The sequence below is a fragment of the Actinomadura napierensis genome, assembly GCF_039529375.1.
GTDB classification, from domain to species: Bacteria; Actinomycetota; Actinomycetes; order Streptosporangiales; family Streptosporangiaceae; genus Spirillospora; species Spirillospora napierensis.
Genome location: NZ_BAAAMR010000136.1, coordinates 1 through 23,322, shown reverse-complemented (window position 1 = coordinate 23,322; position 23,322 = coordinate 1). Strand labels below are relative to the sequence as shown.

Annotated in this window: 21 protein-coding genes and 2 pseudogenes; 9 read left to right on the top strand and 14 right to left on the bottom strand. The window is 68.0% G+C overall.

Annotation, left to right across the window (positions count from 1 at the left end):
- From ABD296_RS43280 to fxlM, 6 genes are all read right to left on the bottom strand, one after another.
- A partial coding sequence (locus tag ABD296_RS43280; protein ID WP_407061576.1) for a hypothetical protein occupies positions 1-274 on the bottom strand: 274 nt, incomplete at its 3' end.
- Between the two features lie 43 nt (positions 275-317).
- Positions 318-1,349, bottom strand: a complete 1,032-nt coding sequence (locus ABD296_RS43275; protein ID WP_344282143.1) for a thiopeptide-type bacteriocin biosynthesis protein — start codon at positions 1,347-1,349, stop codon at positions 318-320.
- Complete coding sequence (locus ABD296_RS43270; RefSeq protein ID WP_344282140.1) at positions 1,331-2,563, bottom strand: lanthionine synthetase C family protein; 1,233 nt, start codon at positions 2,561-2,563, stop codon at positions 1,331-1,333. The genes ABD296_RS43275 and ABD296_RS43270 overlap by 19 nt, the downstream gene beginning before the upstream one ends.
- Positions 2,560-5,658, bottom strand: a complete 3,099-nt coding sequence (locus ABD296_RS43265) for a lantibiotic dehydratase (RefSeq protein ID WP_344282137.1) — start codon at positions 5,656-5,658, stop codon at positions 2,560-2,562. Before ABD296_RS43265 ends, ABD296_RS43270 begins: the two co-directional genes overlap by 4 nt.
- Before the next feature lie 85 nt (positions 5,659-5,743).
- Complete coding sequence (locus ABD296_RS43260; protein WP_344282135.1) at positions 5,744-5,947, bottom strand: FxLD family lanthipeptide; 204 nt, start codon at positions 5,945-5,947, stop codon at positions 5,744-5,746.
- Positions 5,948-5,952: 5 nt separating this feature from the next.
- Positions 5,953-7,188: a methyltransferase, FxLD system gene (fxlM, locus tag ABD296_RS43255; protein WP_344282132.1), complete on the bottom strand. Its 1,236-nt coding sequence runs from the start codon at positions 7,186-7,188 to the stop codon at positions 5,953-5,955.
- Between the two features lie 289 nt (positions 7,189-7,477).
- Between fxlM and ABD296_RS43250 the strand changes: the two genes are divergently transcribed.
- The 6 genes and pseudogenes from ABD296_RS43250 (at position 7,478) to ABD296_RS43230 (ending at position 12,442) form a co-directional block, all read left to right on the top strand.
- Positions 7,478-8,698, top strand: a complete 1,221-nt coding sequence (locus tag ABD296_RS43250; protein WP_344282129.1) for a helix-turn-helix domain-containing protein — start codon at positions 7,478-7,480, stop codon at positions 8,696-8,698.
- Positions 8,695-10,491, top strand: coding sequence for a S9 family peptidase (locus ABD296_RS43245; RefSeq protein ID WP_344282125.1), 1,797 nt, complete (start codon positions 8,695-8,697; stop codon positions 10,489-10,491). Before ABD296_RS43250 ends, ABD296_RS43245 begins: the two co-directional genes overlap by 4 nt.
- Positions 10,492-10,704: 213 nt before the next feature.
- Positions 10,705-11,280 (top strand): hypothetical protein, encoded by a 576-nt coding sequence (locus ABD296_RS43240; protein WP_344282123.1) that lies wholly within the window; start codon positions 10,705-10,707, stop codon positions 11,278-11,280.
- Positions 11,281-11,366: 86 nt separating this feature from the next.
- Positions 11,367-11,720 carry a VOC family protein gene (locus ABD296_RS43235; protein ID WP_344282121.1) on the top strand — a complete coding sequence of 118 codons (354 nt, stop codon included), beginning with the start codon at positions 11,367-11,369 and terminating at the stop codon, positions 11,718-11,720.
- A 237-nt stretch (positions 11,721-11,957) separates the two neighbouring features.
- A pseudogene (locus tag ABD296_RS50750) lies at positions 11,958-12,092 on the top strand (transposase family protein); the annotation flags it as partial.
- Between the two features lie 107 nt (positions 12,093-12,199).
- A complete protein-coding gene (locus ABD296_RS43230; RefSeq protein WP_344282118.1) occupies positions 12,200-12,442 on the top strand; it encodes a transposase family protein in 243 nt (80 codons plus the stop codon).
- Here ABD296_RS43230 and ABD296_RS43225 read toward each other — a convergent pair.
- From ABD296_RS43225 to ABD296_RS43215, 3 genes and pseudogenes are all read right to left on the bottom strand, one after another.
- A pseudogene (locus ABD296_RS43225) lies at positions 12,422-12,615 on the bottom strand (IS5/IS1182 family transposase); the annotation flags it as partial. The gene ABD296_RS43230 and the pseudogene ABD296_RS43225 sit on opposite strands and share 21 nt — an antisense overlap.
- 45 nt (positions 12,616-12,660) lie before the next feature.
- Complete coding sequence (locus ABD296_RS43220) at positions 12,661-13,287, bottom strand: hypothetical protein (RefSeq protein ID WP_344282115.1); 627 nt, start codon at positions 13,285-13,287, stop codon at positions 12,661-12,663.
- A gap of 119 nt (positions 13,288-13,406) precedes the next feature.
- Positions 13,407-14,129 (bottom strand): ATP-binding protein, encoded by a 723-nt coding sequence (locus tag ABD296_RS43215; protein WP_344282112.1) that lies wholly within the window; start codon positions 14,127-14,129, stop codon positions 13,407-13,409.
- A 758-nt stretch (positions 14,130-14,887) separates the two neighbouring features.
- On the opposite strand from ABD296_RS43215, the gene ABD296_RS43210 reads away from it, so the two are divergent.
- The 3 genes from ABD296_RS43210 (at position 14,888) to ABD296_RS43200 (ending at position 16,867) form a co-directional block, all read left to right on the top strand.
- Entirely contained in the window at positions 14,888-15,757 is an 870-nt protein-coding gene (locus ABD296_RS43210; RefSeq protein ID WP_344282109.1) for a helix-turn-helix domain-containing protein, read from the top strand.
- Positions 15,741-15,944, top strand: a complete 204-nt coding sequence (locus ABD296_RS43205) for a DUF397 domain-containing protein (protein ID WP_344282106.1) — start codon at positions 15,741-15,743, stop codon at positions 15,942-15,944. The genes ABD296_RS43210 and ABD296_RS43205 overlap by 17 nt, the downstream gene beginning before the upstream one ends.
- A 692-nt stretch (positions 15,945-16,636) precedes the next feature.
- On the top strand, positions 16,637-16,867 hold the full coding sequence (locus tag ABD296_RS43200; protein ID WP_344282103.1) for a hypothetical protein: 231 nt from the start codon (positions 16,637-16,639) through the stop codon (positions 16,865-16,867).
- Between the two features lie 395 nt (positions 16,868-17,262).
- Here ABD296_RS43200 and ABD296_RS43195 read toward each other — a convergent pair whose 3' ends face one another.
- The 5 genes from ABD296_RS43195 to ABD296_RS43175 all read right to left on the bottom strand — a co-directional run bounded on the left by ABD296_RS43195 (position 17,263) and on the right by ABD296_RS43175 (position 22,974).
- The gene (locus ABD296_RS43195) at positions 17,263-17,526 is read right to left on the bottom strand and encodes a hypothetical protein (protein ID WP_344282100.1); all 264 of its coding nucleotides are present in this window, start codon (positions 17,524-17,526) and stop codon (positions 17,263-17,265) included.
- Between the two features lie 149 nt (positions 17,527-17,675).
- The gene (locus ABD296_RS43190) at positions 17,676-19,253 is read right to left on the bottom strand and encodes a hypothetical protein (RefSeq protein ID WP_344282097.1); all 1,578 of its coding nucleotides are present in this window, start codon (positions 19,251-19,253) and stop codon (positions 17,676-17,678) included.
- Positions 19,250-19,819, bottom strand: coding sequence for a hypothetical protein (locus ABD296_RS43185; RefSeq protein ID WP_344282094.1), 570 nt, complete (start codon positions 19,817-19,819; stop codon positions 19,250-19,252). The genes ABD296_RS43190 and ABD296_RS43185 overlap by 4 nt, the downstream gene beginning before the upstream one ends.
- A 469-nt stretch (positions 19,820-20,288) precedes the next feature.
- Complete coding sequence (locus tag ABD296_RS43180) at positions 20,289-20,651, bottom strand: tyrosine-type recombinase/integrase (RefSeq protein WP_344282091.1); 363 nt, start codon at positions 20,649-20,651, stop codon at positions 20,289-20,291.
- A 127-nt stretch (positions 20,652-20,778) separates the two neighbouring features.
- Positions 20,779-22,974: a DUF6461 domain-containing protein gene (locus ABD296_RS43175; protein WP_344282088.1), complete on the bottom strand. Its 2,196-nt coding sequence runs from the start codon at positions 22,972-22,974 to the stop codon at positions 20,779-20,781.
- Positions 22,975-23,322 lie beyond the last annotated feature (348 nt).

Here is a 23,322-nt window from a genome sequence, read left to right as displayed (position 1 = left end):
GAGGAACAACACCGCACCTCACCACCGACCGGCTGACCCATCTCACCCCAGGTGGCCGTGAAACGGGGGGAACCTCATCGGTGATGAGCTCCTCCACACGGTCGAGGTCCACTTCGCCCAGCCGCAGCATGACCTGTGGCGTTCCGTCGTAGGCGGGGGTGGTGAAGAAGCGTTCCGGCTCACCGAGCAGCAACGCCTGCTTCTCTGCCTCGTCGCCGACGTACAGGACGGCGATGTCGGTCCGGATGACGCGCGGCTTACCCGGTCTGCGCATGACGGGCCTCGGCGGGTACAGGTGCTTGCGCTTCAGCCTGAGGTCATGGGGCGAGGATTGCTGTTTGGGCTGCGGCGGCGAGGATGCTTTGGGCTCGGAGCGGGAGGCCGAGACGGTTCCAGTGGAAGATGACGTGGTGCGCGAGGACCTGGCGTAGACCCCGCTGGAGCGCGCCGACGCGAGCTGATGCGCCGAGGGCCGCTCCAGCGCGGTGAAAGGCGGCGGCCCATTCAGCTGCGAAGGCCAGCGAACCGGCCCCGCCGAGCAATGAGCCGTCCGGGTGGATGTCGGCGGACATCAGCTGCCTGAAGCTTTCGGCCATTGGCCGGAGGCGCTCCGGGGACACGTCGGTGAGGGCCGGGCGTCCCTGAGCGACACGGTGCCAGGCGTCTCCTTGTTCGTACCATTCGAGTCCGGCGGCCTGAAACAGGACGCTGCACAGGAGGATCGATACTTCGCGGCGGCCGAGTCGTTCTCGGTTAGTGGGAAGGGTGGCCAGGATGGCGTGGCTGTCGGCGCTGAACAGTTCGTGAGCGGTGGTCATGCCGTCGGGGCCGCCGAACGCGGCTGTCTCGGGTTCGTAGACGCCCTCACACCAGCGGCGGATGTGGCCGGCGGCGGCGAGTTCGTTCAGCGCTTTGATGAGATCGGGCGGTTGATGGGACGTTCCTTTGCGGAGCCGCAGCCTCCAGCACGGATGTTTGCGGATGAACCACCATTCGGTGATCGAGGCGTTGGCCTCGATGGGGTGCAACAGCGGGACAAGGTGCTCAATTGCTGTTTCTTCAGCGCTGGACCAGTCGGAGAATTCGATCAAGAACTGGCACCAGTCAGAGCCGCGTTGTTGCTGGTGGAGCGCTTCGCGGCCTGCGCGCCGGTAGGCCTCGACAGCTGTGGCCAAGAGGGCCGGTTGCAGCTGGAAGCAACCGGCGACGTGGCCGAGCGGCGTTCCGGCCAGGACGTGCAGGACAGCGCCCTCCGTCTGCTGGATCGGCGGGTGCGCTGCCGTGCCGGTCGCGTGCCCCGTCATCTCAGGGATTTCGGTGAAGGGCCGGTTCAGTCGATCAGGAGGCATGCGTCCCATCCGGAGATCGGCGGTGCGTCGAGCGAGGCTGTGTGGAGCGCGAGGATGGTGCCGGCACTGCCGTCCAAGAGACTCGGGTCGGCTCCGTCCGCAGGGACGGCATGTTCGACGAGCGTGTCGGCCAGTCGTGGGAGGATGGCGGTGAATCGCGGAGTGGTCGCGTCGCGGGCGGCGCGCCACGCGCTCTGATAGACGCCGGCCCAGCCGTGGCAGAGGCCGGCGCTGCCGAGCTTGGACGTCTGGGCCGGGTCGGTGAGGCATCCGTAGAAGGCATCTTCGTAGAAGCGTTGCCGGGTTGGGTCGGCGGTGGCGATGGCGGCGAGTTGTCCGGCGCGGGCAATGCCGGGTGTGCCGTAGCACCAGCTCGGTCGTGCGGAGCCGCGCTGGCTGCTCCGGCCGGTATGCAGGTCGTTTCGGCTGATGTGCTCGGGCCACCAGGGGCCGGTGGCGCTGTCCTGCCACCAGCTGTCGAGCCAGGCGAGGATGGTAGCGACGGCCTCGCAGTGGCCGTCGACGGTGACGTGGTGGCGGGCGGCCTGGCTGAGTAGCAGCAGCGGTCCGGTGATGCCGTGGGCGACGCCGAGGTTGGCGTGGCCACCAGGGTGGTGGCCGGTGGATGTTCGCCCGTGGGGGTCGTGGTGAACCCACCAGCCGGGGAGCTCGCCGCCGTCGACCCGCAGAGGCCGGGTGAGCGCGACGATATAGGCCAGGAGGCGTTCGAGGGCGCTGCTGTGCGGAGAGCTGTGCAGCAGGTACACGCCGATGCCGGTCAGCCCGTAGAACAGGTCGTATTCGCCGAAGGTCGGGAGATCGCCGCGGCTGATGCGAGCCATGGCCGTTCGTACACGCCGGTGAGCGAGCTGGTGAATGTGACGGTCGAGCGTCGTGAGGGCGTGGGTGTAGCGGCCATCGCTGCAGGTGGCGGCAGTGAGCATGAAGGCGATGGCGGGCGCGCCGAGAAACAGCCCGGTGCTGTCGGCTGCGCTGATGTCGGTGGCGGTCGCGTGCTTGATCCAGGTGTGGGCTCGGCGCCACGTTCCCGCGTGGGTGTGGGCGCGTTCGATGTGCGCGAGGGCGATACCGGCGGTGCCCTTGGCGAGCGACTGGGCCATCCACGGCTCTTCTGCGGAAGGGACAGCAAGGAGCTGGGCGAGCTGGTCTGCGCGGTCGGCGGCCTTGCTCTGGAGCAGGGCCGGCGAGGTCACTGCGTGCTCCGGGCGAGGGCCAGGTGGCGCAGCGCAATGGAACGGGCGAGGTGCCCGGTAAGGCGTTCGAGATCAGGGTCGACGCCCACCGCACGCATGTGGTGCTGATGCAGCAGGGACCGAAGGACCGTCAGTGGATCGCGCTGAACTTCAAGCGCGGCTCGGTAGGTTGCCAGAGCGGTACGACGTTGCTGCCAAGCGGCCGCGAGACATGGCCGTGCTGGGAGCTGTGTCCTTGCCGCCGTCTTGCCGCAGGGATCGTTGCTGTGGGTGGTCAGGTCGATGGCTTGATCACGCAGGTCTCGATCGATCGGATCGTGTTCGCGCGGCAGATGTCGGATCAGCCATTCGATTCCCTCCTCGGGCGACGCGGCGAAGGCGACCGTTAGATCGACCATGCTGGCTGCGGCGAGGGCAGCAGGCCGCGCTTCCGATTGATCTGCGATCTCGATCTGCGCGAGTGCCGCGGCGGAGTCGGCGCAGAAGACGGCCTGGGCGGCGTCCATCGCGGCGCCGTCTCCGAACCGTCCTGTCTGAGGTTGGTAGGTGGCCAAGGTCATCCCGGAGATCAGCCGCCGACGTTGTAGGCATTGCGCCCAATCGCGGAAGGCTTCGGCGACCTGCCCGTACATGGCGGCGTCGGGTAGCCGCACGTACAGCGCAAGGTATTGGTCGCTCGCGGGGTCAGCCAGGCGGCGGTGCCGGCGGAACCACCATTGCGGGCACGGCGCTATGGCTTGAAGCAGCTCCGGCAGGCACGTGATCAAGATTTCGTCGTAGCGCAACGGATGCGCGTGGACCCGGGCGTGGAGGATCGTCGAGCGCCCTGGCATGTGGGCGGGCTCGGTGATGACGATGCTTGCGGCTCGTGCAGGCAGCGGTTCTGTCGCAGCGGGCTCGACCAGGGAGAACGGCAGGAGCAGTTCGTGGGCGCGGCCGATCCACGCCAGGTCGTCCGTGGAGGCGGTCTCGCGAAGTTCGAGTCGGCGGGCGCCGTCCAGCCGGGTGCGGAGCACGGCCCGGTGGACGGGATGGGCGAGGTCCAGAGGCAGCCGTTGGCCGCCATCGACCATCGCCACGCGGTCACCGACGCGGAACCTGCTCTGCCAGGCCCGGAGCCCGCTCTCCCATTCGGGCATGCCGACATTGCGCCCGGGAAGGTCGGCGCAGGTGAGCAGCCAGCGAGCCGGGGCGAGGACGGTGCGTTTGTAGCGCACTCTCGGCAGGTACGGCAGGCGCGACGCGGCCCCGAAGTCGAACGCCTTGTACACCCCGCAACGGGCGGTGGTGATCTCGGCGAGGAACCGGGCCAGCGGCGGGGTGTGCACGCCGGCTTCGAGCGCGTGGACGACCCGGGGTTCGACGCGTCGGCCGGTCGAGAGCTGGAGGAGGAAGAACTGCCGGGCGTCCGCGGTGACCGCCAGATCGTCGAGCCCGATGGCCTTGTATCGGTCGGCTCGGTGCTCGGACAAGGTGATGACGTGCGGCAGCAGTCGCGAGGTGCGGGCGACGTTGTCGTTGCGCCGTCGCCGTGGAGCGAAGGACTGCTGTGCGCTGATCGCCCCGGCATCGGCGGATCGGTAGCTGGCTTCGAGCTGGTTTCGGTGCGGCTCGGGCATCAGGTGAGCGAAGCGTCCGGCCATGCTGCTGCCGGGACGGGGCGTTCCGGTGACCACGAGGCGGAACCAACCGCGCGCTATCGCATCCACCGATCTCGCGTGAATCTCCAAGGCCAGCTCCGCGCGGGGCACGGGGATGATCTCGTCGTCATCTCCGACCGACAACTCTTCGATGAGCGGCTCAGAAAGGACGATCTCATCACGCCCGTCCAGCAACGCCTCCTGGACGAGGTTGAGAAGCTTCTCGTCACGGTCGGTCAGCAGTCGGGAGGCAGGGCTGTATGACGAGCCGAGGTATTCGGCGGGCAGACCGAGACCGCTGTCGGCGACCAGGTCGTTCACGGGCACGACCGCGCCGGCGCCGTAGTGTTCGCGGAATCGGCCGTGGTAGTCACGCCAGTGCTTGTATCCGAAGGGATGGGGCGTCAGCCGGTACAGCACACTCATGGCGTCTTGCGCTGTGACGGCCACCTGCTCGGGAATCTGTACTTGGCAATCGAGGCCGGTGTCGATAACGAGCGGTACGGGGGCGGCGTCACTGAGCCGCCGCATCTCTCCCAGCAGCTGAGTTCTCGAACGCCAAGGCTCCGCGGGAGTCTGGCGGTCGAGCTCTGCTTGGATCTCGTACAGACGCTTCACCATGTCCGCGATGTCGGCGATGGTCTCAGCGCTGACGGCACGGAGTTCGTCACAGAGGTGGGCCAGCGCGTCCAACCGGGTCATCGGAGCCCACAGGCTGCTGATCAGGACGTTCTGTGAGACCAGCCCGGTGAGCATCGCTTCGATCCGCGCAACGCCGGAGGCCGGAAAGCAGGCAGTGAGGTGGTCGCACAGGTCGCTGAATCGCGTTGGCCGGCGGGCGGCTTCGAGTGCGGCCGCCAGGGGTCGGGTGTGACGGACGGACGTTTCGATCGGTGCGAGTTGGTCGGTACGCCCGTCTCCGGGAGCTCCGGGGATCACGAACCGGTCGCCGCGCACCTGCCCGGCGTCGTTGGCGACGACGGGCAGACGCCGCAGCAGGTCGGAGCATTGGTGAAGGCGGGTGATGATGTCGGCCAGCCAGTCGGCGTCGGCTCGCGCAGTCGTCAGGTGCTCTGTCCCTAACGACACACCGGCGCCGTCCCCGATCGCGACCGGGGCGACGCCGGCGAACAGGCCGAAGGGAGTCGGGCGTCGCTGCCAGCGCAGCAGATAGGACGCCACCGACAGCACGACGCGCCGCACCCGCCGCTGCTCCCGGCACTTGCCGCTCAACACGTCCTGGATACGGCCGACCAGCGCTGGGCTGGCCGCCTCCAGAGCGTCACGAAAGCTCTGTTCGCGCCACACATCGGCAAGCCAGTCACGACCCTGCGTCGGGGCATCTTCACCGAAGAGCTGCAGGTCGCGCGGCAATTCAGCGATGGCCTCAGGAGCTGTGGTGGCGCGCAGCAGTGCGCCAGGCTGCCAGCGATATGCGGGGGTTCTGGACGCCATGAGTCGCCTCCGTGGCCGCGTCCGCGTGCCGGGGCCGGGGTGCACCAGGCGGGGGCTCCGGGGCACCCCGGCGGTCACCGGGCGGTTAGAACGGGTCGTCGATGTAGGAGTTGCAGGCGCTGCCCTGGCAGGTCGAGCCGCACCCGTCGCCGGTGTCGCACATCAGCTTGCCGTTGGGGTGGGCGGCGACCACGACGCGTATGTCCAGCTCGAACTCGTCGTCAATGCGGTCGCCCAGGGCCGGGGCGGCCAGGGTCATGGGGGACGCGGTGATACCGGGCTGCGGCATCTGGATCACTCTCCTTGTGCAGTAGGGGTGTGTGGAACGACCTGGTCGCCGGTAGAAGGAGCCGCGGACCAGGAGAGGACGACCCGGCTGTGGCGTTTGTCGACGACGCGGCCCGTGGGCAGGCGATCATCCGGTGTGCCGGCCGGATGCACCTCGATGCGGGGGCCTGGCCCCCCGCGCTGCTCCTGGTCCCATACGCGCACCTGTGCGGCCACGATCTCGGCCAGCCGGGGTCCGTTGGGTCCGAAGGCGTGTGCGCCGAACTCGACCGTCTGCGGGTCGGTGGTGGGACGTGTCGTGAGGTAGGCGAACCCGCCATCGTCGACGGTGGCCATGGAGAACCACTTGTTGCTCGGCGAGACGAGCCCGGTGTCCAGGTCCGGATTCACGGCCATGATGCAGAAGCCGGGCAACACGGTAGCGAGGAACAGCTGCAGGGTGTCGAACGACTCTTGCCGCCCGACCCGCACCCCGGTCCAGCTCTCCGCGCGAGGAGTGCGCACCGCGTTGTCGAGCCGGCTCGGTTCGAGCGGGAGACCGTCGTCGAAACGCAGGGCGATCTCGCCGGTCCCAGTGACCAGCAACTGCTGCTCTTGGTGGACACCGGCGCCTTGCATGGGCACGAACCCGCACACCTGTCCGGACGCGCCGACCAGATGGTCATTGAGGCGGTCGAACGCGATGGAGCGGGTCAGCCCCTTGATCCGCAGCGGCACCACCAGTCGTCCCGCCGGTGCCAGCTGGGTGGTCCAGGCGGGCGGGATGTCCCAGGCTCCAACGGTGACCAGGATGCGGTCGTAAGGCGCCGACGCCGCGACACCGGCCTCGGCATCGCCTGTGACGACGTGGACACTTCCGTAGCCGCCTTCGGCCAGCAGCCGTTCGGCTCGGGCTGTGACATCCGGGTCGATGTCGATGGTCGTAACGTCGCCGCCCTCACCGACCAACTCGGCGAGCAGCGCAGCGTTGTATCCACCCGATCCGATCTCCAAGATCCGCATGCCGGCGCTGATCTCGGCCCGCTCCAGCATCATCGCCTGGATCTGCGGCGCGGACACCGAGCTGGTGATGACCTCGTGCTCGTCCTTCTTGGTGAACACGGCCTTGTAGGCGTCGTACGCCTGCTCCAGAGGCGCGTCCGGGGCGAAACGGTGCCGGGGCACGGCGCGCATCACGGCCTCGATCTGCGTGGAGATGATCGTGCCGTCCGCGACGAGCGCATCGACCATCTGCCCGCGCAACTCGGCGGTGTGGTCAGGCCCGACGTGCGTCTCAGCCACTGCAGGTTCCTCCAGCCAGGTCCGCCAGGAAGCCGCGCGACGTGGGGCCGCGGCGCGGTCGTGTTCATCGAGTACAACCGGAACCGAGTCGCTCAGGCGGTACGGCTGACAGCACACACCGCGATTTGGTTTGCTCGCAACGACGAGCAAACCGGCAGCGAACGTGAGCGGCTCGATGACGACGTCCCCATCACCACGTCCTGGACGGGGCCCCGGCCGTCCCGCCAAACGCCTGGACCCCTCAGCTTCCATGCTCGCCCGCCTCGGCGCCGAACTCCGCCGGGCACGGCTGCAGCGCGAGCTCACGCTGATCGGCCTCGGCGAGCTGACCGGCTACTCCTGGCAGCACCTCGGCAACGTCGAACGAGGCCAGGTCGTCCCCGCCGAAAACGTCGTCCTCGCCTGCGAACGCGCGCTCTCGGCCGGCGGACGGCTGATCTCCCTCCTGCCCGGCGTGATCCGCGAGCAGGCCGCGCACCGGCACGCCCGCGAAGCCGCCCGCCACCAGGCGCCCCACTCCCCCAGCGATGACATCGACTGGAGCCGGTTGGCCGCAGCCGCCACGCGCCCCTCAGCCGTGGCCCCGGACATGGTCGCGGAACTCGAGGCGATCACCGATCGGCAACGGCGCCTCTACCACGAACTGACGTCTGCGCAGATGAGCGTCCCGGTCGAAGCACATCTCGGCCTGCTGACCACGCTCCTCGGCAACATCTCGTCCACGCCCCTGCGTCACCGCATCGCATCCGCCGCCGGCGAAGCCGCAGGATTCGCCGCCTGGATCTGGCACGACCTCGACGACCCACACAAGTCCGCCTTCTACTACCGCACGGCCCAACAACTCCTTCACGATGCGGGCAACCCCGCGCTCAGCTCCTACATCAGCGGCTACCAGGCCCTGGTCTGCGATGCCGGCGGGCTCGCCGCCGAAGCCGCCCAACACGCTCAGCAGGCACTCGACACAGCGCCCAAGGCCACCTCACACCTCACCCGCTCTTGGCTGTCCGCCTTGGCCGCTGGCACCCTCGCTGCCGCCGACCAGCGCGATGAAAGCCTCGCCCTTCTCCGCCAGGCACAAGAGCACTTCGACGCCGCCCATGGCCGCGAAGAGTGGATGTACAAGTTCGACCGGACCGCGCTGGCCGACTACCGAGGCCAATGCCACCTCCGAATCGGGCAGGCCACGAACGCCATCGCCGCGTTCGCAGAGGGCCTGTCAGCTCTTCCCGCGACTTGCGAACGACGCGGCGCCCAGCTCACCATCGGCCTCGCCGAAGCCCACCTGATCGCCGGACAGCTCGACCAGGCCACCGACGCCGCGCAACGCTCGCTGAAGGTCTTCGCAGCGCGCGGGTCGGTGTCGGGGTTGCGGCGGGTACGACGATTCCGCGATCTTCTGCGGGAGGGCGGACACTACCGGGAGGCAGATCAGATGGACCAGCATGTCCGAGCACTCCAGGGCCTGCAGTGACCCCGATTTCCGCCGATCAGGTCGCCGAAGCCACCACCGCCCTGGACGCCGTCCAGGTCCTGCGAGGCGGAAGGCTCGTCTACTGGCTCGAAGGCCGACCGGACGGGCACGACGCGCTCGTCCGCTGGACACCCGATGACGGGGCCCGGGACGTCCTGCCGCCCGAAGTGAGCGTGGCCAGCTACGTCCACGAGTACGGCGGCGGCGCCTACTACGCCACCGACACCGACGTCTGGTTCTGCAACGCCGCCGACCAGCGGATCTACCGCACCACCAACCACGGCCCCGTCCCTGCGACTCCGTCCACGGCCGTGCGGTACGCGGACATGAGACCTAGCACCGGCGGCCTCTGGGCGGTCCGCGAACACCGCGAGGACGACCGCGTCATCAACGACCTGGCCTGGATCCCCACCTCGACCGGCGCCACGCGCACAGTGGCCAGCGGATGGGACTTCTACTCCTTCCCACGCCCCAGCCCCGACGGTCGATGGCTGGCATGGACCTGCTGGAACAACCCCAACATGCCCTGGGACGGCACCACGCTGTACCTGGCCGAGATCCTCGACAACTCCGGAACCCTCGCCGAACCCGTGCCGATCGCCGGCGGGCCGGACGAGTCGGTGTTCCAGCCGGAGTGGAGCCCCGACAACGTCCTGCACTTCATCTCCGACCACTCCGGCTGGTGGAACCTCTACCGCTGGACGGGCGACCACACCGAACCGGTCCTGCAACGCGACGCCGAGCTGGGAGTCGCGCAATGGGAATTCGGCTACTCCACCTACGCCTTCCTCGACGACGCCATCGCCGTCCTGGTCCAATACGGCGGAACCCAGACCATCGAACTCCTCCGCGGTGGCAAGACCACCACCCTTGATCTCCCCTACACCTCGATCAAGCCCTACCTGTCAGGCTCAGGAACGACCATCGCCGCGATCGCCTCCAGCCCGCAGCAGGCACCCCGGGTCGTTCTGATCGACGCTGCCACTGGCCACCACCGCCCTCTCACACGGACACCGGCCACCAATCCACAGCCCGCTTCGCTCCCTGAACCGTTCACCTTCCCCACCCGCGACGGCGGTACGGCACACGGCGTCTACCACCACCCTCGCAGCGTCGAAGGCCGCCCGCCGCTGATCGTCAAGGCCCACCCGGGCCCCACGGCCAACACACCGCTACGGCTGGACTGGCACACCCGGTACTTCACCAGCCGTGGCTACGCCGTCGCCGAGATCGACTACCGGGGCAGCACCGGTTACGGCCGCGCCTACCGCCAAGCCCTCCATGGCCGCTGGGGCGTCCTCGACGCCCACGACTGCGCCGACGCCGCCGTCCACCTCGCCGCCACCGGACGCACCGACCCCGACCGAACCGTCATCTGGGGCGCCAGCGCCGGAGGCTACACCGCCCTGCGCGCCCTCGCCATCACCGACACCTTCACCGCCGCCATCGCCCACTGCCCCGTCATCGACCCGGCCACCTGGCGCGACGCCGCACCCAAGTTCCAAGCCCACCACGCTGACGCCCTCATCGGTCCCTGGCCAGACACCGCCACCATCTACCAGCAGCGCTCCCTGCTCCACCACCCCGGGCACATCACCCGCCCGGTCCTCATCCTGCACGGCCAGGACGATCCCATCACCCCACCCGACCAATCCCGAGCCCTCGCCGACGTCCTCGGCTCCCGCGCTCGCCTGCTGACCTTCCCCGGCGAAGGTCACGTCCTCCGCTCACCCAATTCGATCAAACAGGCACTGGCCGTCGAGGAAGACTTCCTCACCAACCCGCCGACATGAGAAACGGTGTTCCGTCATCATTGCGTGAGGCATGAGTTGTGTCTGGAGCGTCCGTCACCAAAGTGATGAGAGCCATGTAGTCGTGCACAGCACCTGGTCCGGCTTATCGTAAACGTGTTAACCGCGGCCGGAAATGGTCGAGAACACTTGGAACTCCGACCTTCGACGGGACCGTCAGCCCGGTATCCCGTGTCGCTCGGTTGGAGAATTGGCATGGAGCCCCTCGCGATTCAGCGCCTGCTCCCCCTCGCGAAAGCCGCCTGGCGGTTCACGCAGGAACCCACGATGCACCAAGTGCTCACCGCGATCGCCGACGCCCAGGGGCGGACCGCTGCCCGTGCCCTCGAAGACGCCGCCGCATCCACCAGGCCTGAACTGCATCTGCAGGTCGCGCTCACAGAACTCTGCTCGGCATACGAGAAGTACTACACCAGAGGGCAGAATCATCCCTCGTCGCCGGCGGAGTGGGTCCAAGTGCTGTTCCACGCGAAACGGGCGGCGCGCTCGCGGTTCAACGCGGCATTCCTCGCCCTGACGATCGCTTACATCTGTCGCGCCCTGAGAGACGAGCCCCTGGTAGAAGAGTGGCGGCAACGTGGCCGCAAGCTGTTCGAGGAGTCCTACCGAGAGCTGGTGTCGATTCAGCCCGGGACGCTGGTGCCGTCCTTTGGACTCCCTGGCTCCAGCAACAGCATCTATATCGGCGAAGAGGACGAAGCCCGATACAGATCGAAGTTGGCCGCGCTGAGGGAAAGCTTCGACGATGCCGAGCGTCGTCTCGTCAGCTAACGCGTTGCCCCGCGATTGATCCGGGGTGAGGCGGGTGATGGTGTGGTACCGGGCCTGCCCGATCGTCGTCCTGGCAGGATGGTGGCATGGAACGTGTGCTTGGAATTGGTGGCTACTTCATGCGGGCTGCCGACCCGAAGGCCCTGAACGCGTGGTACCGCGACTGTCTGGGCCTGGACGCCGACGAGCACGGCCTGTGGCGTCAGGCAGCCGGGCCGACGGTGTTCGCGACGTTCGAGTCCGAGACCGACTACTTCGGGTCCCGCTCCCAGCGGACCATGCTCAACTTCCGTGTCGGCGACCTGGACGCGATGCTCGCGCAATTGCGCGCCAAGGGAGCGGACGTGGCCGAAGAAACACAGGACATGGAGGGTGTCGGTCGGTTCGGCTGGGTCACCGATCCCGAGGGCAATCGGATCGAGTTGTGGCAGCCCGCCTGACCGCGTCTTCCCGCAGACGGTGATGTGCGGGCGGACCATTATGTTGGCGAGGCGTGAATCTTGGTCAGGCCCGCGCAGCTATGTCCCATTCTGCCTTCTGCGGCCTGGCGCAGGAGCACCTGGGTGCCCGTCGCGGCCGAGCTCCCATCGCGCTAGGAGGCACGATGCGAGTCCGACCGTCACAACAGGCGGGGAAGCCGTCGCCGCCGGGAGGCGGGGACCGGGCCGAAGTACGAGCTGGTCTTCGTCGACCGGCTGCTAGTGCCCCCGGTACACCTGCGGACCGGGCTCACCCATGCCGCACTCGGCGTGATCTACCAGGTGGGTTCGTCTACGGTCGGCCGGGCGATCGGTGAGATCCGTCCGCTTCTCGCGGAGCGCGGCTTCGCCGTCCCCGGGCGGCCCGGATTGCGGCTGCGCACGCTGGAGGACGTGTTCGCCTACGCAGCGGCCGAGAATGCCACCTTCGGATCGACGGGATGGAGACCCAGGTCCGCCGCCCGAAGGCAGGACGTCCCGGACGGCGTGCGTTCGTCTCCGGCAAGCGCAAGCAGAACACCATCAAGATCACCACGATCAGCGACGACCAGGGCCGCACCCTGTTCTCCGCAGCCGTCCGGCCAGGCCGGATGCACGACCAGACCGCGATGCGCACCGAGGACATCGCCGAGCGGTTCCGCCAGCACCCTCAACGCGAGCTCGAAACGCCAGGGCTTCTCTAGCGTCGGGCGCAGGAACGGGGAGTCGTGCCGGTTCGCACCGGTCACGACACAGCCCAGCGAAATCACGCGTCAGTCGGTCATCTGCGACCACTTGATCCCGAGTTTTCCCCGGTCAATCGGTGATTCCCGGCGACCTCGCCACCGCAGGGCGCTCCGGTGATCTGCCCGTCGACACCGTCATCGCGGCGCTCGCGACGGCGCCCCTACCCGCAGGATCTCTAAGAGGCGTCGTCGAAAGTCATGGGCTGCCCGCTCTGGTAGCGACGGTACTGGCGTTCCAGGAGCGGCAGGGGGAGCAGCGGCCAGCGGGTGACGGCACCCGTCGCCTTGTCGATGACGAGCGCAGTCGGGGTCTCGATCGTCGGAACGGGGGCGGGCTCTGGGATGGCCACATGGACAGGGATGGCCAGGAATCCGTCCTTGAACTCCTGAACATGGACCAGGACGGGCTCGTCAACACGGCCGGACAGGTAGTGACGCGCGCGACGCCAGGCCTCCGCCGCGTCGATGGCCATTGTCCGGGCCGCTCGTGCTTCAAGGAGAACGTCTGCGAGCCGGCAGATGGTGCGGCACGGCTGGTTCCGTCGCTCTTCGCTCTCCGGGCAACCATGGACGGTGGCAGGGCCTCGATGGACTTCCAGCACCGCGGTGAGAGCTTCGGAGAGCTCGAGAACCAGATCGTGCGCACGATAGAGGAACGAGAGGCTGTAGTCATCGAGCTCGTCGGCCGCCGCCACCTGTTTGAGGGCGTGGCCGATTTTCCGGCGGTCGGCCCTGCGGGCGGCGTTGGCCATCGCGTCGACGGCTCGCGACAGGCGAGCGTGGCAGTCGGCGGCGCTGTGCATTGGCGGCGGACCTCATATCGATAGGCGCGGACCGGGGACGCGGCGCACGGGAGAGGACGCCACGTCCCCGGGGCTTGACAGGCCGGGCATGTGAGCCCAGTGGCCCGGCGGTTTTCCCGTCAGCGATGACCTTCGAGGTGGCTGACGATGCACTCGGCGGTTTCGTGGAGGTCGACCAGGGGCTGATGGATGTAGCCTCGGCCGGTCCGCCATGAGAAGGCCTTCGGCTCGACCCAGACGTTCAGGTCGCCGATGGCGAGGATCGATATCCCGACCTCATCGGTGCGGCGAATGACCCTGATGCCGCGAGCGTGCAGTACCTCCGAGAGGCCCCACGCCGCAGTCGCCGGTGGAACGGTCTGGTCGGCCTCGGGCCAGGGCGTCGAGAGCGCGACCGCGAACCAGACACGCTTGCCCTCGCACGCTGGTCTGAAGCGCGCCCGGGTCCGATGAGCGCCGGTGTTAGAGGCGAGCGCGGCGACGATGGCCAGGCCTTTGCCATGGTCGTCGAGGAGGTCGGCGTCCGTGCCGATCGGCCACACCTCCCGATGGGCGTCGAAGACCGAGACGACCAGTTCGGGGGCCGGACGAGTGCGCGCCCACACCCACAACTCGGGAAGGGCCATGCCGCTGAACCAGGGCGACGGCGCGTGGTTGAGGGCATTGGTCGCGAGCTCGGAAACCGCGAGCTTGGCATCCTCGATCAGCCCCTGCGGCAGGCGCAGATCGCGCATCGTCGCGGCCAGCAACGAGCGGGCTCGGGACGCGCAGGTCGGGTCAGGGGGAAGCTGAAACGCGCAGGCTCCGCCGACAGGAATGTCGGCCGGCTTACCGCTCAGCACCGTCCGCTCCTGCTCTGCGCCATAGAGGTGGCACGGCGCCGCTGCCCGTACGTCGGACGGCGTCGGGCTGGGTACTGCGTGCATGCCTTCGCGGCCATCCGTGCAGCGTCCGAACGGCTGACCGGGTGCGCGCAGGATGGTGGCGCGCTCCCGTATGGGTGAGCCTGCGACGTGCGGGGACCGAGGCACTCGAGCCGCCGGCTCAGTTCTCCCGGGGTCACCGCCTCGAGCAGGCGTTGCCGACCGTCCAGGCCACGGGCGAGAGCCCAGTACCGCCCGGTGTACTCGCCGAACCACATGACCACGCCGGGGAAGCGGCGGCCAAGGTCGGCAAGGGCCCGCTCGGGGTCCAGATCGGATATAGCCCATGGGCCCTGCGCCGTCGTCATGACGCTGAGGGGTTCACGGCGTTGAGCGGTCGCGGCGTGGTTTGTGGCGGATGACGTCGCCTTGAATGGGGGCGCGTTCGTACGATCATGCATGGGTCGGACCTCCAGTGTCCGATCAAGGTCCCGGGCCGGTGGTGCCACACCGGCCCGGGACCGTCTCAACCTCTCCGGCCGAAATGGCCCCTCCAGGAGCCGGACAGCTCCCATGACAGCGGCGGTCGGCAAGAACCGGCCGTGCGCGGCCAGTGAAGGGTCCGTCACACATCATCACCCGAACTGCGTCGGCCGTCTATGCACTTGTTCATTTTTCCTCGATCTCGTTCACGAAGAAGGCAGCCCTGTCCGCTCCGCCATGCCACACTGAGCGGCATGCCGAACGCACAGAGTCCGACGGTCAGGCACCGGCGCCTTGCCCGCCAGCTCCGCCAGGCACGCGAGGATTCCGGCCTCTCGATGGAGCAAGCCGCCGCCGCCCTGGGTTGGAGCCGGCCGAAGCTGGTGCGCTTCGAGACGGCCAAGACACGACCGAAGCCGTCCGATGTCGAGGCGATGCTGGACCTCTATGGAGGCGATGCGGCCGTCAAGTTGGCGCTCATGCAACTCGCGCGTGACGTCCGCAAGCGCGGCTGGTGGTCGGCCTTCAACGACGTCCTCGCCGGTTCGTTCGCCGAACTCGAGGACGACGCAGCCGAGATCCGCAGCTGGCAGGTGCAGTTCATCCCCGGCCTGCTTCAGACCAGCGACTACGCGCTCGCACTCATCCGCATCGGCAGCCCCGAGGAGTCCGAGGACGTCCTCCTTCGGCGTCTCCAGGCACGCATGGCTCGGCGAACGATTCTTGAGCGCCAGAGCGGCCCTACCTACGTGGTCATCCTCGACGAGGCAGCTCTCCGGCGCCCTGTGGGCGGACGGGACGTCATGGCGCGCCAGCTCGACGCTCTGATCGGAGCGGCAAGGAAGCCCAACGTGAGCATCCGCATCATGCCTGCCTCAGCAGGCGAGCACGCCTGCATGGACGGAGCATTCGTGATCCTCCGGTTCGCCGATGACTTCGACCCCGACGTGGTCTACCTCGAAGGCATGGGTGGCGAGATCTACGTCGAGGATGTCGGGCAGGTCACTCGTTGTAATGTGAGGTTTGACCGTCTTTGCGACCAAGCGCTCTCCGAAGACGACTCGGTGGCGCTGATCGCCGACATCGCCAAGGAGTACCAGCAGCCCGATGAGTCTCCCCACTGACCTTTCACAGGCTCACTGGCGCAAGGCCAGCCGAAGCAGCAGCACCGGTAGCGACTGCGTCGAAGTCACCAGCCTCCCCGAACTGATCGCCGTCCGCGACTCCAAGGACCCCGACGGCCCGAAGCTTCTCCTCACCCGCAGCGCCTTCCAAGCCCTCGCCAGCGAGGCATCGAAGCACGGCAACTAGGGAGCAGGGCACCAACCGCAGACCTGAACTATGGTCATCCCGGGGCGAGGCCGGTTTAGAACGTCCCCTGTTGCAAGGTCGGCCTCAAGCGTATGTATCGCACCGAATAGCGCCATCGGCCGTGCTTCATTACCGCGTCCGCACCGATCTCTGCCACAAGGCCGAGGGGCACTCGCGCGTACGTGGTCGACGTTTCCTCGCCCGGCATCCCGCCGGCCCGTCCGGCAGGGAGGACGCGGTCGGCCACGGGTGTTCATCGCCAACAGGCCTCAGCAGAGCGGCGAGCGCCCACCATGCGGCCGGTGGCAGCGGGCAGAGTAGGCGACGACGCACATCAGCCCCGGGCTTTGTTCACGAGTCTCGGCACCAGTTGGTCGGGAGTTCGAGCACCACCCAAGATCCGGCACGGGTCGATGTTCGCGCGTTCCGGCACCGCACGCTGCGGCGCCATGCCCGGCCGAGTCGTGCGCATGTGAGCCAGCGTAAAAGCTGACGGAGAGTCACACCACCGGCAGGCGGCAACGAGCGCCTCGCGGCAGAAGAGGACGTTCGCTCGCCGGAGTGCCGGGGCCCTAATCTGACCGAAGTCCATGGGAATCCGGGTGCTGTGGCGGGATGATTCTTCTTGTCGATCGCAGGTTGTCACGGGAGGTTTCGTCATGCCCGCTGGGCTGAATCGAGTCAGGGAGACCATGGACGTCAAGCCGACGCCACGTGACAAGGGGCTCACGTTGACGCTGCGAGTGACCGCCTACGACAACGGGATGCTGGAACTCGACGGCGTTCCGTTGCACGACCACAAGAAGCAATCCCCGGTGGTCGGCTGGCTCGCCGTCAGTGAGGTGATCAGCACCACGATCAGCGAGTTCCACCGCCAGGTCCAGACGCGCACCGACAAGATCGATATGGAGGGGTCCGCCTGACGCCCCACCTGCCCCTCGTACCCGGGTAGGGCCAGAAAGAACTCGGTGCACCCCCAGATGCGGTAGTCGAAAGCAATCACTCCCGCGCGCACCGGTCCTGACGGCGAGATCGGCCAGCCACGTCGCCGGGCGAACGTCAGCGCCCGGCAGCCCGCGTGGCTGGACGTCCGCGGCCTGACCAAGCAGCCGATTGATCGGCGGCATGAGCGTGCGCTTCCCACATCTTTGAGCGTGCCGCTCCGATCGAGCGTGGGCTACGCGGAGTGGTGATGACGGTCCGTGACCTGTGTCCGGGCGGGATCAGGCAGCGTCCTCCCGCTTCCCTCTCTGATTGTCGCCGCAGACACCGACAGATACGTCTATCGCGGCGGGGCCTGCCAATCTTCGCCACTGCCTTACGCACTGGTGTTGCCCCAGCAGTGATGTGGTGTCGGTCGAGCAACTGGGGCGAAGAAGCTTCGGAGCATCGCGCGGGCGGCGTCCTCGTCACCGGCCAGCTCGTGGCCGCCGAACCAGTACACCCTGTATTCACCCAAGCGCAGTCGCCGGTCCCCGACGACCATGTCCGCGTAGCGGGCGAGGTTGGCCTTGTCGTCGTCGGTGTAACGCAGCCTTCCGCCGACCTCCTGCACGTCGGCGTAGTGCTGTTTGCCGTCCACCTCCGGCACGGCACGTGCCCGGTTCGCGGGCCGGGTTTCGCAGGAGCTCAGAGAGACATCGGAGCAGCGCCTGCTCATGGTGGCGCCGCCAGCACCGGATGGAGCTGGCGATCCTCCGTTCGGCAGATCAAGCGGCGACAGTCGGACCGTCAGGCTGGCGGTTCATCTAGAGTCCGAGCGCCCTGGTGGTCACCCGATGGAAGGGTCGTACGCATGGCGAGCAGCTCAGCCGGGGCGATGGGGTTGTTGAGGGTGAGAAGGTTCAGAGCTAGCCAGAACAGCTCGCTGGAGGGGACGGGGTCGGTCGCAGACACTAGGTGTCGAGTGAAGCTAACGGTGATCTTGCCAGTGGCCTCGGCATCTTGCGGCCTGAGTTCGATCTCAGGCACCTGGAACTGATCATCGATCGATTCGCGGATGGTGCGGACATCGTCGTAGACGTTGCCTCCTTCTTCCGCAGAGATCCGGACACGCCGCTGGAGGCCGTGCAGCGATACGGTGATCAACTTCAGGCCCGGCAGGAGGCCGACGAGGGTGTCCCAGCGAGCTGGCGCGGAGCTGTCTCGGCCCTTGAGTCGCTTACCGTTCGCCGCGATGTGGATCCGCCACTGTCCAACGACGAGGCTGATCATCCGGGAGTGGAAATGCCAGCCGGTGACTGGCGAGACTGGGTCACCGGATGTTTCGATTCGGGCCATGCCTGCCCGCTCGCCGGGAGGTGTGGAGGCATTCGTCGTGGCGGAGCTGTCGGGATCGTTGGCAGGGCTGATGACCGGCGGGCGTTCTTCGTCGTTGACGTGCAGGACGGTTGAGGACCGGGCCGCCGGCCACGTCGGTAGGTTCGGTACCACAAGCGGGCTCAGGTCGATCCCTTCCAAGTCGGTGGCCATGGATTCCAGCCGGGCGAGGGTGATCATCGATCCCAGGTGAGACCAGTAAGCAGGGTCGCTGGTGATCTCGGGGTGGGTCAGCAGATAGGGCAAGAGCACCTGGAGTTCGGCGTCCGACAGACGACCGCCAACGGCACGACGCGGCCCCTCCTCCAGGTCATCACCGTGCAGGCGGGAAAGGTCGCCGGACACGCCCATCTCCAGCAGTTCCGCAGCCCGTTGCAGGCGCGTAGCGGCGTCGCTGGTGAAGACGTCCCCGATGATCTGGGTGAACTCAGCGATGCCTTCGCCGTGCTCACCCAGGTTTCGTGTTCCGACCGACAGGCGGCGGGCGGTGTCGGTGACCAGCACTCCCCGACCGCCGCGGACCAGGTTGGTCCGCACCAGCGTACGCAGGGGGTTGTCGATCGTGGCCCGGTCGCCGGAGAAGTCCGACACGGCTGCCGCATCGGTGATCAGGACGTTGGGTGAGCGCAGGATTTGCTCTTGCGCCGTCTCGACCTCCCGCCGCTGCTGTGCGCGGGCCGGGCGGAGCGCCAGCAGCACTGGCCGTTGCTCGGCGAGTGCGGTGATGTCGTTGCCTGCGGTCGTCGATCGGATGCTGCTGCGGAGAAATATTTGCCTACTGGACTTGCCAGCCGCCTCGTCCCAGGAGAGGACGAAGTCGGGGATGAAGGAGTGGTTGTAGTACGGCGTCTGCTCAATCATCGCGGTGGGGTCCAGCAGCTCCAATTCGGCGTGGACGGTCGCTTTGACACGGCTGATGAACTCCTCGGCGTCCGGGGTGTCCATGGCGTTGAGAATGGCGGCGGTGAAATCGTGCCCGGGCTCGGTCATGACGTCGCCTTCCTGTCCAGCACGGTTCGGACGAGCTGCAGTTCGCTCCGATTGAGCATGAGCTTTTTCTGTTTCTCGTGCATGACCAGCAGCCAGAGCCGACTGACCACTAACCGCAGCCGGTCTTCATCAATCTCCTCACCTGCCAGCAACTGCGAGTGCGTCTTCAGCGCGGCACGCATCTCGTCAGGCTGGGTGAGACCCTTCCATTTCGTCTGTGAAAAGGGATGTGTGGTCACCCAGATGTACTCACGGCGCACGTCACCGACCGTGACCAGATCATGGGAGGTCGCGCTGTAGGCGTTGGCCAGGAACTCGGTAAAGTCGTTCCCCTGATGGCCAGGAGTGGTGTACCGCTTGGACTCCACGACTACCGGCCGCCGTTCGTCGAGGAAGTGGCCCAACAGGTCGTACCTCTTGCGTGACCCGTCCCGCAGCATCAGGGTGCACATCGGCTCGTCCTCATACGCATTGAACGGCAGTTCCAAGTACGTGGTGCTCTCCAGCCAGGTCTTGACGGCCAGGGCGCCTTCCAGACCCAGGTGCTGTGTCCCCTCGGCAACCATGGAGCGATCGTAGACGTACTCACCCGTACCGGTAACAAGCACACGTATGAGCCTCGCAGGGACCGGGCCAGGCGAGGCTGCGGGAGCCCAGCATTCGATGGGCAGCCGATGTGGATCGTGAAAAGGCTTCCGACTCAGCGATACCGGCAGGCCAAGATCCGTGACTGGGGATCGCGCAGGTGACTGGGGATCGCGCTGGGCAACCGGGTGTTCCCAACCTGAACAGGCGGAGTCACACGCAATCGGGCCGGACAGCCACGAGTCGTTCGACCCGGGCGAACAGGTCCGGGGGTCAGCGTGCCGAGCTCGACCCGCAGATTCTCCAACTCTTGGCGTTGTCGACGTCCGGCCCGGACGGAACGGGGCGATGAACTCCGTGGCGGGCTGGGCCGCTTGAGGTGACTGCTCCACACCGTCTTGACGAATATTCGCTCGTCGGCAGACCAGCGTGTTCCGCTCGGTTCTTGGTTCAGGTGCCGGAGGCCATGTAGGCGGCGAGGATGTAGTTGGGGTGTCGGTCGAGGTTGTTGCGGGCTCGGTCGTAGCGCATGGTGGTGCGTGGGTCGGCGTGGCGTGCGGCGACCTGTACGTCGCGGAGGTCGACGCCGGCGTCGAGCATGGTGGTGACGAAGGTGTGGCGGAGCATGTGCGGGTGCATCCGCGGGAGCCGTACAACGGATTGGGCGGCGAGCCGGCGTAGGCGGCGGGTGGCGGCGTGCCGATCCATCCGGGCCCCGCGGGTGTTGAGAAGGATCGGCCCGCCGGTTCGATCACCGATGGCTCGGCCGACCGCCGGTGGAAGAGGTATCAGCACCGAGGTGAACTCTTCCATCACTACCAGCTCGTCGCCGGCTCTGAGTGCCCGTGCCAGGTCGGTGCTGCTGCCCGGTCGACAGCACCCGGGAGGGTCGTAGCCATCCCGGGGGAAGGAGAACTCGATCTGGTGAGGACGGAGGTCGTTATGACGGCTCCGGTGTGGTGATTTTGCTCTGGGCGTCGGCGATCAGGTTCGCTGCGTGCGGGCCGGCGGCGTAGCGGGCCGCCTCGAGGGTCTCAGTGGCCGCGGCGAGCGGGTCGGGATTGGTCGCGCGGTGCAGGGCGAGCCAGACCCACCGGTGTTCGCCGTCGGCGAGTTGGGAGTGGCGGGCGCGCAGGCGGGCGTCGGGGGTCAGGGTGCGGGCGGCGATGCTGGCGGCGATGTCGGGGTCTTTGTTGAGGCCCGCGTAGTGGGCCGCCTGGGCGGCGGCCCACCATGCCAGGTCCCGCAGGGCCGGTTCGGGTAGCCCGGTCAGCGTCTCGGTGGTGGGGGCGAGCGGGTTGCCGGGCCGCGGGTGGTGCGGGTGGTGCGGGCGGTGCGGGTACAGCGTGGGCAGGTCGGGCACGATCCGGAAGCCGATGTCGGCGGCTTCGATGCGGGCGAGGTCGTCGGCGGTGATGCCGTGGCCGGTGAATCGCTGCACTGCGACCAGGCCCATCATGTTCCTGCCGCGATGGTGGTCGGCGAAGTCCAGTTCGGCGAGCGTCTCGGCGACCGGTGGCGGCGCGTCCAGGACGCCGAAGGGTTCTTTCGATAGCAGCACTTGGCCGTGCTGGGCGAACGACAGTCGCATCACCGCGTTGACGTTCCAGTACATGCTGGCGGCCCGCCCGGCGGCGGACGCCCGGGCCAGGACGGGCTTGGTCGAGCCCTGCCAGCCGTTGTACTCGACGGCGAGTACGGCGCCGCCGAGGTCCAGCACCGCGACCCAGGGGTCGATGGACTGCCGCTCCAGCGATTCCTCGGCGATGCTGTACAGCGACTCCGGTCGGGCCGGGTCGGCGTTGAAGGCGCGCAGCACGGCCGCGACGCCGGCGCCGGTCACCACCGTGACCGTCGCGGCCTCGGACAGGGAGCTGCGGCGCAGCCACCGGTAGACGGCCTCGGGCGGTTCGGGACGCGCCGGTTCGACCTCGCCGCGCAGCCGGTGGCCGAGCCGGTCGGTGCGGGCGTGCACGATGTCGGGCGCAGCGGGCGCCTGCCAGACCACCAGCTCGTAGCGCTCGGTCTCGTCGGCATCGTCGCGTCCACGGGCGTGTACCCGCAGCCGGTAGGCGCCCGGCCAGGGCGGGGTGACCCTGCGCAGCTGCGGCTCGACCGGCTGGGAGCCGGCCACCGAGGCGCCACCGACGGCCGCCTGCCAGCTGACCTCGACGATCTCCTCCCAGCCGGTCGCGACGTCGGATGGCGGCTCTTCCAGGACGCTCAACAGGATCTGCACATGTCCTGTTTCGATGCCGGTGCGGATCACCGCACCGCCCGCAACGACCGCGACCAGCCCGTTGCCGCTGAAGTCGACGTCGGGGACGCCGCCTTCCTCCAACAGCGCGAACCGATGCTCTGACACCGGTGCCCGCCCGCTGCAGCCCAGGGGCAGCAGGTACTCCGCGCGAGCCTTGGCGACCACCGCGGCGGCGTAGCCGGGGGGCATCAGGGTCTCTTGGAGCAGCAGGACCGCGGTGCCGATCGCGACGCCGAGCACCACCGGCGGCTCGATGGCCCAGGCCTGGACGCCCACCCCGTGCAGGACGGCGGCGGCAGAGGACACGGCCAGCGCAAGGTGCGCCCCGCCATGCGCCGCGGCCACCCCCGGCTCGTCGGTGATCTCCGGTCCCACCGCCAAGAGCGCGGCCACGCGCTCCCGGGTGGCCAGCCGGCGGGCCAGCGCGGCGACCAGCGGCACCGCGCCCGGCCGGACCTGGTCCAGCATCGCCGCCCCGTGGACCGCCTCGCTCGTCCCGCTCGTCATCGCCATCACGAAGCGGCCGGTGACCGGCTCCCCGAGGAGGCCGGCCAGGTCCGGCACGCCGGCCAGGTCCAACTCCGGCACGGTCAGTTCCAGCGCGCCGAGCAGGCGTTCGACCAGCAACGGCGGCAGCGAGCCGAGCGCGTCCCGCACCGGCGAATCGCCCGCCCCGGGTCGGCTGCCGGCGGGTGACCACACCCCGGCCCGGCGCCCGATGCTCGATCCACGGATCGGCCACGTGCCGTCGTCGGTGGCCCTCAGCCGCCCGAGCTCGGCCGCCGGTACCTTCGGAATGCGAGCGATGACCAGCGCAATCGCCCCCGCTACCGGCCCGGCCAACTCCTCCAGCAATGCGTCAGGAACCTCGACCACAGCACCTCCAGTCACCACCATGTACAAGACGACACAAAACTCTAACCGCCGATTGCCACAACAGATAACGAAACAGCCGAGGCAGAGCGGCGCCCCCGGCCTCGACCACCCAGCACCGTTCTGAAAACGGATAGCGGCGAGCCGTGAAGTCATCGACGCAAAGGCGTGATTTGCGGCTACTTGTTTCATTGCTTCAGGACCGGTGCCCGGCCAGGCTCGGTCCAGGCGCTCGGGCCGTCGCTCTCTTTGCGGCTGCCCACGCTGGTCGTGTGGCTCTCTCATGGCCTGTGCGGTCCGGGCGTCGCCCCAGGGCGGGGAGAGGCTCAAGAGGGGTTTGCTCGGCTCGAA